This window comes from Micromonospora sp. NPDC051924 (assembly GCF_055586005.1).
Map to the genome: position 1 here is coordinate 40360 of NZ_JBVJJA010000044.1, position 13601 is coordinate 53960.

Annotated in this window: 11 protein-coding genes; 2 read left to right on the forward strand and 9 right to left on the reverse strand. The window is 72.6% G+C overall.

The features are described from left to right. Positions 1-59: 59 nt before the first annotated feature. The 6 genes from ACZ6S5_RS28010 to ACZ6S5_RS28035 form a co-directional block, all read right to left on the reverse strand. Positions 60-2345 carry an endo-1,3-alpha-glucanase family glycosylhydrolase gene (locus ACZ6S5_RS28010; RefSeq protein WP_466005137.1) on the reverse strand — a complete coding sequence of 762 codons (2286 nt, stop codon included), beginning with the start codon at positions 2343-2345 and terminating at the stop codon, positions 60-62. Further along, positions 2336-3709 (reverse strand): alkaline phosphatase family protein, encoded by a 1374-nt coding sequence (locus ACZ6S5_RS28015; RefSeq protein WP_466005139.1) that lies wholly within the window; start codon positions 3707-3709, stop codon positions 2336-2338. The genes ACZ6S5_RS28010 and ACZ6S5_RS28015 overlap by 10 nt, the downstream gene beginning before the upstream one ends. Then, complete coding sequence (locus ACZ6S5_RS28020; RefSeq protein WP_466005141.1) at positions 3706-5370, reverse strand: glycosyltransferase family 39 protein; 1665 nt, start codon at positions 5368-5370, stop codon at positions 3706-3708. The genes ACZ6S5_RS28015 and ACZ6S5_RS28020 overlap by 4 nt, the downstream gene beginning before the upstream one ends. Beyond that, entirely contained in the window at positions 5367-7877 is a 2511-nt protein-coding gene (locus ACZ6S5_RS28025) for a glycosyltransferase (protein ID WP_466005142.1), read from the reverse strand. The genes ACZ6S5_RS28020 and ACZ6S5_RS28025 overlap by 4 nt, the downstream gene beginning before the upstream one ends. A 768-nt stretch (positions 7878-8645) precedes the next feature. Next, entirely contained in the window at positions 8646-9431 is a 786-nt protein-coding gene (locus ACZ6S5_RS28030; RefSeq protein WP_466005144.1) for a serine hydrolase domain-containing protein, read from the reverse strand. Between the two features lie 133 nt (positions 9432-9564). Further along, the gene (locus tag ACZ6S5_RS28035; RefSeq protein ID WP_466005146.1) at positions 9565-10362 is read right to left on the reverse strand and encodes an inositol monophosphatase family protein; all 798 of its coding nucleotides are present in this window, start codon (positions 10360-10362) and stop codon (positions 9565-9567) included. Positions 10363-10463: 101 nt separating this feature from the next. Between ACZ6S5_RS28035 and rnhA the strand changes: the two genes are divergently transcribed. Continuing rightward, positions 10464-10940 carry a ribonuclease HI gene (gene rnhA / locus ACZ6S5_RS28040; protein WP_466005148.1) on the forward strand — a complete coding sequence of 159 codons (477 nt, stop codon included), beginning with the start codon at positions 10464-10466 and terminating at the stop codon, positions 10938-10940. Positions 10941-10965: 25 nt separating this feature from the next. Here rnhA and ACZ6S5_RS28045 read toward each other — a convergent pair whose 3' ends face one another. The 3 genes from ACZ6S5_RS28045 to ACZ6S5_RS28055 all read right to left on the reverse strand — a co-directional run bounded on the left by ACZ6S5_RS28045 (position 10966) and on the right by ACZ6S5_RS28055 (position 12617). Next, positions 10966-11226: a hypothetical protein gene (locus ACZ6S5_RS28045; protein ID WP_466005150.1), complete on the reverse strand. Its 261-nt coding sequence runs from the start codon at positions 11224-11226 to the stop codon at positions 10966-10968. Positions 11227-11267: 41 nt separating this feature from the next. Further along, a complete protein-coding gene (locus ACZ6S5_RS28050; protein ID WP_466005152.1) occupies positions 11268-11504 on the reverse strand; it encodes a preprotein translocase YidC in 237 nt (78 codons plus the stop codon). 225 nt (positions 11505-11729) lie between these two features. Next, entirely contained in the window at positions 11730-12617 is an 888-nt protein-coding gene (locus ACZ6S5_RS28055) for a pentapeptide repeat-containing protein (RefSeq protein WP_466005170.1), read from the reverse strand. A gap of 272 nt (positions 12618-12889) precedes the next feature. Between ACZ6S5_RS28055 and ACZ6S5_RS28060 the strand changes: the two genes are divergently transcribed. After that, positions 12890-13498: a hypothetical protein gene (locus tag ACZ6S5_RS28060; protein WP_466005154.1), complete on the forward strand. Its 609-nt coding sequence runs from the start codon at positions 12890-12892 to the stop codon at positions 13496-13498. The last annotated feature ends 103 nt before the right edge of the window (positions 13499-13601 follow it).

Here is a 13601-nt window from a genome sequence, read left to right on the forward strand (position 1 = left end):
CAGCTTGTCGTTCCACGGTTCGGAGCAGAGCCGCGGCCTCCCCAGGAGCGCATCGGCTATCAGCGGTCGGCGACGTCGTCGTCCGCGTCGACATCGGCCGGCCGGCCGTCTCGGACACCGGCGGGCGAGCGACGGCGTCGGAAGAGCATCCCCAGCGGCAACACCACCACCGCCGCGCCGGTGACGAGCAGCGCGCCCCAGGCGTTCAGCCCCCAGTGACCGCCGTCGCCCGGCTCGCTGCTGTCTACCGGTACCGCCACGTCGACCTGGACGCCGAGCAGGTCGGCGAGCACGTTGATGTCGGCCGCGCCGAAGCGTTCGCTCGGCTCGATGTGGGTGTTCTCGCTGAACTCGTTCCAGCTGATCACCCCGATCGCGTCCGGGTCGGAGAGACGTGCTGCGGCGAATGAGGCCCGCAGGGTGTCACCCGCGCGGCGCGGCACCTGCCGTTTGCCGCCGACCAGGCGCGCGTCGAACCCGGGCGTCACCGGCGCGATCCACAACCCGCCTCGCCGGTGCACCGCCCGGGACATCTGCGCCAGCTTCTTCGCGCTGGCGCCGGCCACCGGATCCACGGAGGACCAGTAGTAGGCCTGGCCGTCGAGCGCACCCTGACTCGACTCGACGTCGTCGAGGCTCTTCGCGTTGCCGAGGACCAGGAGCTTTCCGCGTACGCCGCCGACCGTGGCCTGGATCTGCGCTGCGGTGAACCGGTCGCTGCCCGTCCAGACCACCACCGGTCGGCCGAAGATGTCGAACACGGGGTCGGTGGCGTACCGGGTCGCGAAGTACATGAGGTCCGTGCGGACGGTGTCGAAGGCCAGCGGGGTACGGGAGAAGTCCAGGCCCTGATAGACGATGCCCAGGTGGAAGTTCTCCTCCCGGGCCACGTCGACCAGCTTGGCCAGGCGCTCGTCGAGCTGTGGGGTGTGCTTCCACGACACCAGGAACCCGTTGATGCCGGCGGCCTTCGCCATCCGCACGTGCCGTCGCATGATCTCGACGTCGTCACTGGAGTAGCGCCCGAGCAGCGGGTAGTCGATCTTCGCGCGGTTCCAGGACGTCGGATTGAACCAGATGTAGTAGTAGGCGAGGACCGGGACGGGAGCCGCCGACGGGTGCGGGCTGTCCCGCCGGCCGACGTCGGCACGTGCCGTGCCGGGCGGCAGCAGCGCGCCGGCCAGCGCGGTGAGCAGCAGCACCAGCGTGATTCCGGCCCGGATCGCCGTCGACGGTTGGTCCTGCCCGGCCGGGACCTCCTCCGGGTCTACGCCCGGCCGAGGCGTCCGTGACCGCCGGCGGTGCCTCGATCGCGGCCGTGCCCAGCGCCAAGCCGTCAGGACGCGACCGGCCGGGTGCAGTCCGGCGAGCAGGTGCGGACGTCCGAACAGCACCAGACCCACCGCGACGATCAGCACCGCGAGCGTCACCAGGGTCAGGTCGGCCACGCTGATCACGGTGAGCGTCACCTGCTGGTCCTTGCTGATGCTGACCGGACGCCCGAACGACACGCCACCGCCGAAGACCGTGATCGTGTACGTGCCGCGCGGCAGGTCGGGCACCACCGCCGTGCCGTCGCGGCCGAACGGTAGCCGCTGGACGCCGCCGTCGGCGCGGGTGAGCTCGATGCCGTCGCCGACCCGCCGGGTGAAGAACATGTCGGTCGCGGTGAACGACACGCGGAAGAAGAGCAACTGCACCACCCAGGCCTGCTGCTCCCACGGCAGGAACTTCTGTCCCGCGCGGTTGACCACGGAGGTGCCGTCGACCATCGCACTGTCGACCACGTAGTAGAGCTGTTTGGACACCAGCCCCTGCGGGCCCTGCTGGGTGCGGCTCTCGGCGACCCAGAGCGGCTGAGCCAGCTGGGCGCCCGTCAGGTCGTGGATCTCACCGGTGTTGCTGCGCAACCGCATGGCGGTGACCCGGTCCGCCGGCACCGCCTCGCCGAACCGGTCGATGAAGCTCCACGACACCAGCCGGATGGTGCGTACCCCCAGCTCCACGACCTTGCCGCGCCCGCCGGCGTCGACGTTGCCACGGAACCGGTCGAAGACGACCTTGCGATCCGGGCTGATCCGGGTCTCCGGCACGACGAGGCGCTCGGCCAGGCCGACGAAGTTGCGGACCCGGACCCCGATCCGCCCCTTGGCGTCGGAGCGGGCCACCTGCCCGTCCACCTTGACCACCACGCCGGGGAGCGGCGGCACCGTCTGCAGGTGCAGGGTTCCCGCCCGCGCCAGCCCGGGCCGCGCGCTCGCGGCGCTCGGCAGCACGATAACCGTCAGGACGGCCGCGACCAGGGACAACAGGGCGGCCCGCACGATCCGGCGGGTCACGTCCATCGCCGCCGCCGCAGCGCCGCGACGCCGACCAGCGCCACCACCAGGCTGCCCGTGACGGCGTACGAGGCGTACACCGGCACCGGGTTCGGTCTGCTGACGACCGGTGGCGTGCGTTCGGTGCCGAGGAAGACCGCCGGCCGTGGTGGTCGGTCGAAGTCGAACGCGTCGAGGAACGTCTGCGCCTTGCCGTCCCGTTCGGCCAACGGTTTCAGCCGCCAGTTGACCTCGATGAACTTCAGCGCCGAGGTGAAGTCGAGGGTGGTGGAGTCCACGTAGCCGCGCCTGGCGTACGGGCTGACCAGCAGGGCGGGCACCCGGAAGCCGTAGCCGTACCTGTCGACCTGCGGCGGTGGCACGTGGTCGTACCAGCCGCCCCAGTCGTCGTATGACCACAGGAAGGCCGACGAGTTCCAGTCCGGCGAGCGCATCAGCTGCGTCAGCAGCGTACGGACGAGGGTCTGGCCGGCCCGGACACTGCCGGGCGGGTGTTCACTGTCACCTGCCGGGGCGATGAAGGAGACGGCGGGCAACTGGCCCTTGGCGGCGTCCTCGTAGTACTGGTCCAGGTCGACGATCTTGCCGAACAGCCGGGGGTCGTCGACGTAGCGCGCGTACGCCAGCAGCGGCACCCAGATCACCTGCGCCCCCCGGTCGACGTCCTCCTCGCTGGTGCGGGAGCGGAAGGTGATCGTCGGGTCGTAGTTCTCCACGTAGAACTTCCAGCTGATCCCGGCGGCCTCCAGCCGGTCGAAGATGGTCGGGATGTCGCCCCAGCCCCCCGGCGGGATCGACTCCGCCGATCCGGTGGCGCCCGGGCTGCCGGTCACCCGGTACATGTGGTTGCGGATGCTGCCGGAGTTGGAGGAGCTGAAGAAGCGGTCGAATAGCACGTACTCGTCGGCGATGTTCCAGTAGTACGGCAGGTCGCGGTCGTCGTAGTAGGCCATCGCGAGCTTGCCGTTCTTGCCCTGCGTGCTCACCCCCTCGACGAAGCCGTCCATCCGGCCGTTGTTGTACTGCACCCGGAAGGCCTCGGCGGAGTGGTCGAGGTCGAGGCTGCCCAGCTCGCCGAGGTGGAACGGCTTGACGCAGGGTTGGGCCCGGCCCCGGCGGACCGGCATGCAGGTGCCCGCCGGAATCCCGTCGACCCCGGGCCGGGTGCCGAAGTAGTTGTCGAAGGTGTGGTTCTCCTGCATCAGGAAGACGAAGTGGTCGATCGGTGTGGTGGGGCTCGGCGCGGCCGCCGTCCGGGATGCGGCGTGCGCGGCCGCGGCCGGATTCGCGAGTGCCAGCAGGCCGGCGATCAGCAGCGCGCGGGCCACCACGCGACCTATCCGGCGGCGCGGGGGAGTGGGGTTGGTCATGGACGCACCTCGTAGATGATGATCACCGGCACCGGGACGCGAGCCCCGGTGCGGTCGGTCCCGTCGACGTATTCGGTGTGCACGACGCGGCCGTGGTAGCGGCGGATCAGGACCATCAGGCGCTCGGCGAAGAACGTGGAGCGGCCGGCGGAGAAGGAGTCCCACACGACGTACTGCAGGTCGTTGTTGCGCAGCCACCGGTCGGGGTTGGGCAGCGGCTCGTAAGACGGGTTGCGGCGCAGCGGGTTCGGGCTGACCGAGAGCCCGTAGCTGCGGCGGTGGCCGTAGTACTGGATGATGTTGGCCATCGACGGGCCGAGGGTGAGCACCACCGACCCCTTCGGCGTGTTGACGGCCAGCCACCGGCCGGCCTCCCGGCCGCCCGGCACGCCGCCGGAGCCGGCGAGGAAGGTCGAGTTGTCGGACCGGTTGACCGCGTTCCAGCTGGGGACGAGCAGGCTGAGGGTGACCACCGCGATCAGCGCGGCCCGCACGGTACGCACGGCACGGGCCGCCCCGGCGTCCCCCGACCGGTCGACCCGGCGGAGCAGGCGGCGAACGCGGTCCGGCACCGGCATGCCGGTCAGCGCCCGCGCGGCGAGCACCGCGACGGGCGCCGCGGCGGGCAGCAGGTACTGGAACCCCTTGACCGGCCACAGTTGGAAGAACACCACCGGTGCGGCGATCCACGACAGCAGCAGCGTCTCCCGCCAGGAGCGGTGCCTGCGCAGCCACCACAGGCCGCCGACGGCCGCCGCCACCACGAGCAGCCCCATCGCCGCCGGCACCGTCTCGGCGTAGAACCCCATCGAGTGGTTGGGCCGCCGGAACAGCTGCCACACCAGATAGCTCTTGCCGGTCCGGCTGCGCCCGGCCAACGCCTGCGAGACCGGGTGGGTCAGGAAGACCGCCAGCATCGCGGCCATGGCGAGCAGCGACATCCGTACCGGTCGGCGCACCATCGGTGTCAACGCCAGGAAGGCGTAGACGCCTCCGGCCAGGACGACGCTCGTCTCCTTCGTCAGCATCGTCACGCCCAGCATGGCGCCGGTCGCGACGTACCAGAGCACCTGCTGGCCCTGGACGAACCGCACCAGGCAGTACAGCGTGAGCGTCGCGAACAGGACCATCGGCCCGTCGAGGAGCACCTGACGGGTGACGATCACGTGGTACGGCATGACCGCGACGAGCAGCGCCGCGACCAGCCCCACCCGCCGGCCGTACAGCCGGGCGCCCAGCAGGTGAACGGCGAGCACCGTCGCCACGCCCAGCACCGCGACGACCACCCGCCCGGCCACGTCCACCTCGCCGGTACGGAAGAACGGCGACAGGAGGGTCTGGAAGAGCATCGGATGGGCGCGGAACACCGGGAAGAACGGCGTGTAGTTGGGATTCCCGGCGAGCGAGGCGGCCTGTCCGGCGTAGACGGCCTCGTCGCTGTTGAAACCGAGCGCGTCCAACCGCCATACCCGCAGGAGCAACGCCAGCGCCGCGATGCCGACGAGGACGGCGGGTGCCGCCCACCGGCGCCACCCGCGTTCCCGGCCGGCCTGTCGGGTGCCCGAGGCCGCCTCGGGCGACGAACCGACGGGGTGGAGCACGACCGTCGCGGCTCGACGGTCGTGCTCCATCTCCTCGATCGGGGATCGGGTCACACTCACGCACGGGCTCCGCTCGGGGCCAACGCCCCACTCCACCGCGGCCAGGCCGGGAGGACCACCTGCTCCGGGGTCGACAGGTCGCCCCGTTCGTCCTGCAACAGGCGCGGGATCTCGTCGGCCCAGCCGAACCGGTCTGAGGCCAGTACGCGGCTGCGGACGTGGGACAGGAACCCGGTGAGGATCTCCCGCTCCCGCTGGCGCAGCTGCGCGTACCCCTGGCCGTCGATGGCGATCGCCGGCGCCAGGTAGCGGAAGGGCGGGAAGCCGTACGCGTCATCGGTGTTCTGGATCATCCGCTCCAGCGTCTCGTCCTTTCCGAGGTCGCTGATCCGCGGCGTGCCGCGCTCGATGATGAACAGCTCCTCGACCCGGGTGCTGGTGCCGATGCGGCAGGGAACCAGCCGGTCGACGCTGTACTTGGGCGGCGGGATGAGCCGCTGGGTGATGGCGTTGATCCCCATGATCGGCACGTTGAACCGGCTCAGGGTGAGCGCCAGCGAGCGGCCGCCCTTGGAGTGCAGCCGGCTCTGGAACTGCAGCCGGCGCCATTCGGCCGGGGTCAGATCCTGGGCCTGCACGGCGCGCAGCGTATGGGCGCTGATGGTCAGCGGCTTCGGGAAGCACATCGCGACGCCGTCCGGGTTGATCAGGGTCATGTCGTCGGAGAGGAAGTGCCCGCCGTGGTCGCGCAGCAGGCGCAGTACGGTGGCGGTCTTGCCCGTGTCGGTGAGGGCGGAGAGCATCACCCCGACGCCGTCGAGGTTGACGCACGCCGAGTGCAGCAGCATGTGTCCCCGGGAGACGAGCACGAACCGCAGCAGCGCCTCGATGATGTTGGTGTAGACGACGTGGGGCGACCGCGCGAGCAGCGGCCCGACCTGGATGTCGATCGGCGAGCCGAGCTGGACCCGGAAGTTCGCGCCGAGCCGGCCCAGGTGCTCCTCGTACCGCAGCACCGACTCGTTGGCGTACTCCGTCATGGCGGCCCGCCGTCGAGGTCCGCGGCTGCCCACGTCGCTGACCCGCACGGCGATGTCGACGTCCGAGTCCGCGACCCACTGGGCCCGGAAGAACTCCAGCTCGGGCAGCATGATCTGGGAACCGATGGTGACCACGCCGGCCACGTCGTACCGGTACTCGAGGTACTGGTACCGCTTGCGGGAGGGGGTGGCGGCGGTTTCGGGTGCGCGCAGGTTGACCAGCATGCGAACCGGGTCGCGCCGGCCGGTGCGTTCGGCGGAGTAGATGACCCGGTCACTGATCAGGAACCGGACGAGGAAGAGTGCGACCAGCGTCAGGACGTTCGCCGTCAGGATGCCGATGCCGGCCCAGATGAGGGCCTGGAGCGCCGGTAGGCGCAACAGGAGCAGCACGTTGTTCAGCAGGAGGAAGCGGCCTGCACGTGCGGCCCACGGGCCCTGCCGGTTGCGCCGGTAGACGAGCAGGTCCACGAGAGCGAAGTTCCACGCGGTCGACAGCTGGGTCGCCAGCGCGGCGCCCAGCAGGTGGTGCAGGCCGGCCGGCTCGTAGAAGACCCACAGGGCGGCCGTGTTCACCACCATCCCGGACAACCCGACCAGCCCGAAGGCGACCATTCTGAGCAGCTCACGCAGCCGGTCGCGGGTCCCGGTGGGACGCTCGCGCATCTGGCCGACCAGCCGCTGACTGCGCAGCCGCCACAGGTGTCGCAGGAAGGTCAGTCCCTCCCGTACCGACGCCTTGGAGCGCCCGGCGTGCCGGTGCGCCATCTCGTAGGCAACCTCGGCGACCCGGGCGCCGGGGTGGCGGACGAGCAGCTCCAGCAGCACCTTGAAACCGATGGGGTTCATCCGATCCAGGTCGACGGCGGCCCGGCGGAAGGCGAACAGCCCGCTCATCGGGTCGGTGATGGTGGTCAGCCGGCGCGGGAACAGGCTCTTCGCCAGCCGGGTCGCCCACGACGAGGTGGCCGTACGGGCGGTGCCGCCCAGCCCCTCGCTGGAGCCCTCCCCGGCGTATCGGGTGCCGATCACCACGTCGACGTCGTGCCGCATCGCGACGGCCGCCAGTCGGCCGGCCGATTCCGGCGGGTGCTGCAGGTCCGCGTCCATCACCAGGACCCACTGGCCGCGGGCGTGCCGCGCGCCGAGCATCACGGCGCTGCCCAGGCCGCCGGCGCGGGCGTTCGGCGGCCGGTGCAGCAGGCGTACGGCGACCGGGGCGTCGACCGCGTGTCGAGTCAGGACGTCCACCGTGTCGTCGTCGCTGTCGTCCACCACGATGATCTCGGCGCGAAGCGCGGTGAGTGCCGGCGCCAGCCGGGACAGCAGCGTGGGAACGTTCTCCGCCTCGTTGCGGGTCGGCACGACGACGCTCAACCGAGGCGGCTGATCCGATCCGGGCCGGCGCAGGTAGTGGGGTGCCAGGTGCGGGCCGCAGCCGTTCCGGCGCGATTGGAGATCGCCGTCCGGATTGTCGACGCCCTCCTCGTCCCCGGCAGTCGACGGTGCCTTTGCGACTTCGGTCATTCGACCCTCCAGCAGTGGCGGTTCCGGACAGTGACGAGCCGCCGAATGGTCAACTCAGAAACGGCGACGGAAGCCAGTCGAACGGAATTAAATGCGCCGGACCGGGTCGGTCTGGACGCGACGGAAATGGCGGGTGGCCGCGGTGTGTCAGACCTTACGAACAGCGAACGCGAGGTGTCTAACAGTTGAACAGTCAAGAAACCGACAGGGCTGTGCCGTAACCCTGGCCGTTCCGACACCCCGCCCACCTGCGCCTCGCGCGACCCCTGCGACACCGTCGTTGCGCTGAGTGATCTCTCAGCCGGCGTGCGGCCGGCCGCCGCCGGTGGCCCGGAGTCAACCTGAAAGCAGGCTGAAAACCTTTGCGGGTAACGCCGCAAGGCAGTGCTTCGGCCGGAGCGGGGCGACCGCAGTGCCGCCATTTGGGTTCACGGACAGCAACGGCCGGTGAATTGATTCAGCGGAGCCAGGCGTGGCCGTTCGGACGAGCCGGTCCGTACGAATATCGCGGTACCCGTCCTCCGGCTCAGGAGGCATTTCTCGCCGAACGGTGTGCGGCGGCGGCCGGTTCGCCGCCGGATTCGGTATCCGAGCAGACCATTGCGGACACGGCTGCTCGGCGCGGGACGGCACCCGATCGGTGCGACCGCACCTCTCGTCCGGTCGGCCGGCCCGTCCCGGTGGTCGACAAGGATGCCGAGAGCGCCGATCCGGCCACCCGCGTCCCGGGGGAGGCGGCGTGCCTCCACTCCAGTAGGGACCGTGCGTTCAGGCTCGTCCCGCGACCACCGCGTCACGGACGTCGGCCCGCAGCACGTCCGGGTGGCTGCCGATGGTCGTGTCGGGACGCACGGCGGGCGGGGCCACCGCGTCGAAGTTCGGCAGGTTCGCACCGGCCCAGGTCATCAGCGCGGCCAGGCCGGCGTCCTCCAGCCGGGCCAGCCGGGGCAGGCTCGCCTCCGGCACGCCGAGGAACAGCTCCCCGGCCACCCCGAGCGGTCCCGCCACCTCCTCTGCGAGGACCTGCGAGACCGGCCGGCCGGTGACCCGCCGGACCACCTCCCCGACGAGCCAGCCGAACGTCCACGCGTGGTACGCCAACCGCTCGCCGGGCGCCCAGAGCGGCTCGGCGTCGGCGAGCAGCACGCACATCCGGTCCCAGTGGGTGAAGTCCTCCGGGGTGATGTCGGCGGGCAGAGCCGGCAGCCCGGCGGTGTGGGTGAGCGCGTGCCGCAGGGTGATGCCGTCCTTGCCGTGCCGGGCGAACTCCGGCCACACCTCGGCGATGCGCAGGTCCGGGTCGAGCCGTCCCTGCTCGGCGAGCACGTGCACCACCGTGCTGGTCAGCCCCTTGCCCGTGGAGACCGCGTGGACCGGGGTGTCGGCGGTGAGCGACCGGCTGGTGGTGCGATCGGCCAGGCCTGCCTGCTCCTCGACGATCGGCACGCCGTCCAGGTAGGCGGCCACCTGCACGCCGGTCTCCCGGCCGGAGGCGACGAGGTCGTCGATCGTGGCGCGCACCTCGGCCCGCAGGCCGTCCCAGCGTTCGTCCATGATCAGCCACTCTGCCGGTCCGGCACCCGGATGTCGCGCGAATTCGCCTCGGCGAGCAGCCGGGCGCGTAGTTCCTTGACGCCTGGGGCGAGGTGGGGCGCCGCCCGACCAGACCGCGGGCGCGGTCACCGCGCTAGCTCCGGCTTCGGATCAGCTCCATCAGCAGTGCGTGCGTCTCGGCGTCGGCGGCCACCACGAGCCCGCGGCCGGTCGGCCCGATCGGGCCGCCGTCGATCCCGGTGACCGCGCAGCCGGCGGCCCGGCACAGGGCGATGCCGGCGGCGAAGTGCACGCTGCCGGACAGGTCGCCGCCATCGGTGATGTACGCGGCGCGCTTGCCGGCCGCCACCCACGCCAGCGCCAGCGTCGTCGACACCACCCGCGGCCGGAACCGCGCGACGAATCCGGGGTGGGCCAGCAGGTCCACGGCCCGGAATCCGGGCGCGCCGGGAAACGGCGGATCCAGGTTGACGTCCACCAGCCGGGTGTCGGGCGTGGGCGTCAGCCGGGCGTCGGTCCCGTCGCGCCGTACCCAGGCGGTCCCGCCGTCGGTGAAGAAGACCTCGCCGCTGAACGGGTCCGCCACCGCCGCCGCGCCTCCGCGCAGCGCCACGTTGACGGCCACCAGCATGTTGCCGACGGCGTAGTTCAGGGTGCCGCAGAGGGGATCGACCAACCACCGGCGTCCGGCGTCGGCGGCGCCCTGCTGCCCGCCTTCCTCGCCGAGCACCGCGTCGTCGGGCCGGGCGGCCCGGATGACATCGAGGATCGCCTGCTCCGCCGCCACGTCGGCGGCGGTGGCGAAGTCCCCGGCGCCCTTGTCGATGCGGGTGAGTCGCTGGCCGTACATGTCGCGCACCACGTCCGCGCCGGCACGTGCCGCGGCCACCGCGACCCCTGCGTCGTCCAGGCCCGCATACGAGTTGATCATGCCGGCAGGATATCGGGGGATCGGCTGGCTGCCGCTGCCGGAGGGTGCGGCCGGCGGGGTGGGACGGGGCCGCGGCCGGGCGTACCGGGTAAGTTGCCGGCATGGTGGAGGCGGCGAGCGGCAGGGTCGTGGAGATCTGGACCGACGGGGCGTGCAGCGGCAACCCCGGTCCCGGCGGCTGGGGCGCGGTGCTGCGCTGGGGCGGGCACGAGCGGGAGCTGTGCGGCGGCGAGGCGACCCCGACCACCAACAACCGGATGGAGTTGACCGCCGCGATCCGCGCGCTGGAGAGCCTCACCCGGCCGGTCACCGTGCGCCTGCACACCGACAGCACGTACGTCCGCAACGGCATCACCGGCTGGCTCGCGGGCTGGAAGCGCAACGGCTGGGTGACCGCGGCGAAGCAGCCGGTCAAGAACGCCGACCTGTGGCAGCAGCTCGAGGCCGCCTGCGCCCGGCACGAGGTGACCTGGCTCTGGGTGAAGGGCCACAACGGTCACCCGGAGAACGAGCGGGCCGACGCGCTGGCCAATCGGGGCATGACGGAGGCGCGTGCCGCCGTCACCACCGCCGGCTGACGGCGCGCGTGCCGGCCGGAGGGGCCTAGCGCTCCGGCCGACCCTCCTCGATCTCCTCCGGCTCGTTCGGCGGGTCCGTGGTGCCGGAGACCGCGTCGACGTCGTATCCGGCGCGGCTGATGTCGCGGGCCGAACGTCGGTCCTCCGCCGGCAGGTCGGCGAAGTCGTCGCCGGTGTCGTCCGTGGTGTGCAGCGACTCGCCCGGCGGCCGCAGCGACGCCTCGTACGCGGTCGCGCCGTCGGGCTCGTCGGTGGCCGCGCGGCCGAAGGATTCTTCACTCGTCATGTGGCCCTCCTGCCCAGCTGCGCCGGGGGCAAACGCCCCGCTCAGCGGGGGGCGTCCGGGTGCGTCGGCATGCTCGAACCGCCGGAGCTGCTGCCCGACGCGCCGCCGGCCAGCCCCGACCCGTCGTCCTCGGTCACCTCGTCCGGTTTCGGCGCGCCCGGCTCCGGCGCCGGCACGTCGGTGCCGGCCTCGACCTGCACCAGCCGGGCCTGGCCGGCCTCGTCCTCGGCGTGCTCCGGATCCAGCGGCTGCTCGCTCTGTCGTGCCCGATATCCCACCCGTCCGCCTCCCGTCCGTGCCACCGCGCGGTGTCGCCGCCTACCCGGACCCGCCGCCCCGAAACGTCGCCCGCGCCCGGCCCGGGCGGGTTGCGGCAGGTCGGGCTCTCGGCGCGCCCGGACGCGGCGCCTTGCCGCAACCGGAGTCGATCATTGACGCGCGATGCCCCGGGGGACGCCTCGAGGGGAGTGGAGCACCCGGCGGGACGGGACAGCGGCGTGGGGTCAGCGGCGGCGGCGCGTCGGCCGGGCGTGGTGCGGCCTGCCGCCCGGCGACGGGACGGCGGGGGAGCGGGCCGGGGTGACCGCGAGGGACCAGTGGGTCGGGCGGCGCAGCCGGGGCGGCAGGACGGTCCGTTGGTCGCCGCGGGCCGCGTCGAGCTGGGACTGGTGCACGAACAGGCAGCGGCCGAGGTCGGCCCCGCGCAGGTCCGCCCCGCGCAGGTCCGCACCGGTCAGGTCGGCCGCGCCCAGGTCCACGCCCCGCAGGTCCGCGCCGATCAGGCAGGCGCCGCGCAGGTTCGCCCCGGCCAGGCCGGCCGTACGCAGGTCGACCCCGATCAGCACCGCTCCGCGCCGGTCCACGCCCGCCCGGCCGGCCCGGGCCTGCTCGCCGGCCCTGGAGAGCAGCGGGTTGACCCGACCCCGGTGCGCGTCGACGTCGACGGCGAGCAGTTCGTCCGGGGTGCCGTCGGTGAGCCGCGCGGTCTCGGCCAGGGCCGCGGCCAGGTCGTCCCGGAGCGGGCCGGCCGGGGTCAGCGCGAGCGCCTCGGTCAGATACCAGAGCAGCTCGTGCAGCGGCCGCAGCACGGCGAAGGTGTCGAACATCCGCTGCGCGGTGGTCGCGTCCTCCCGCCAGTCCCGCCCGTCGAAGGTGTCCTGCGACAGGTGCTGGCCCGCGCCGAAGCAGTCGAAGACCGTGCAGCCGGGGAAGCCGCGGACCCGCAGGTCCTGGTGGATGCCGCAGCGCGAGTCGGTGCGCAGGTTCGGGCAGGGCCGCCCCGCGGGCTTGTCGATCGCGAAGTCGGCGGAGGCGGCGAACGCCGGCGCGACGCAGCAGATCCCAAAGCAGCGCGAGCAGTCGGCGGCCAACTCGTGACCGGTCCCGGCCACCGGCCGCCGCTCCACCGCCTCCGACACGTCCCACCCCCCGTCGCCAGGCGTCCGCCACGCACTGCCCCCGGCCCATTCTCGGCCGTCGCCGACCGGCGTCCGGCACCGGGTCGCGAAGATCCACTCCAGGTCGGCGTACTGCCGGTGTCCGGCGGCCCGGGACAGCGCGGGATCGGACAGCTGGAGTCGATCGACCGGGCGATGGAGGCCTGTTTCCGGCCCGCCCGCGCCGCCCGGCTCCCTATCGTGACGGTGACCGGAGGGGGCGCGGGATGGACGAGGACGCGCGGGAGCAGGCCCTGCTCACCGCCCTCACCACTGAGCACTTCGTGCTCCAGACCTCGCGCGGAGCCACCATCGCCGAGTCGGTGGGGCGGGCCACGCTCTTTCTGTCGCTGCTCTCCGCCGCGTTGATCGGGCTGGGCTTCGTCTCCGGCACCGGGCACCTGCTGCGGCCGTACCTGGGCACGGTGCTGCCGACCCTGATCGTCACCGGGCTGCTCACCTTCGCCCGCCTGGCGCAGAACATGGTGGAGAACTCGCTGGACCTGCAGCGGATCCAGCGGATCCGCGCCTACTACCACCGGCGGTTCGCCGGTGACCAGGACTTCTTTGCCGACGCGATGACCACCGGGGGCGGTGCGCGGGCGGCCTGGGCGGCGGTGGGCGCCCGGCCCGGCCGCTGGCACCTGCTGCTGACCGCCGCCGCGCTGGTCGGCGTGGTCACCGCCCTGCTGATCGGGCTCGGCGCCACGCTTCTCGCCGGGTTGGGCGGGGTGTCGCCCGGTCCGGCGATCGCGCTCGGCGTGCTGGTGGCGCTGGCGGCGTTCACCGTCGGGATCGCGTACCTCGACCGGGTCTCCGTCTCGCTGATCCGCTGAGCCGGGGGGGGGGGGGGGGCAGGGGGGGGGGGGGGGGGGGGGGGGGGGGGGGGGGTGTCGTTGGGGGGGGGGGGGGGCCGGCGGGGAAACTGTGGGGCCGGTT

Coding starts and splice junctions, on each gene's coding strand:
- ACZ6S5_RS28015 (WP_466005139.1), bottom strand. CDS start 3,709: ATGACCAACCCCACTCCCCCGCGCCGCCGGATAGGTCGCGTGGTGGCC.
- ACZ6S5_RS28010 (WP_466005137.1), bottom strand. CDS start 2,345: ATGGACGTGACCCGCCGGATCGTGCGGGCCGCCCTGTTGTCCCTGGTC.
- rnhA (WP_466005148.1), top strand. CDS start 10,464: ATGGTGGAGGCGGCGAGCGGCAGGGTCGTGGAGATCTGGACCGACGGG.
- ACZ6S5_RS28030 (WP_466005144.1), bottom strand. CDS start 9,431: ATGGACGAACGCTGGGACGGCCTGCGGGCCGAGGTGCGCGCCACGATC.
- ACZ6S5_RS28025 (WP_466005142.1), bottom strand. CDS start 7,877: ATGACCGAAGTCGCAAAGGCACCGTCGACTGCCGGGGACGAGGAGGGC.
- ACZ6S5_RS28035 (WP_466005146.1), bottom strand. CDS start 10,362: ATGATCAACTCGTATGCGGGCCTGGACGACGCAGGGGTCGCGGTGGCC.
- ACZ6S5_RS28060 (WP_466005154.1), top strand. CDS start 12,890: ATGGACGAGGACGCGCGGGAGCAGGCCCTGCTCACCGCCCTCACCACT.
- ACZ6S5_RS28045 (WP_466005150.1), bottom strand. CDS start 11,226: ATGACGAGTGAAGAATCCTTCGGCCGCGCGGCCACCGACGAGCCCGAC.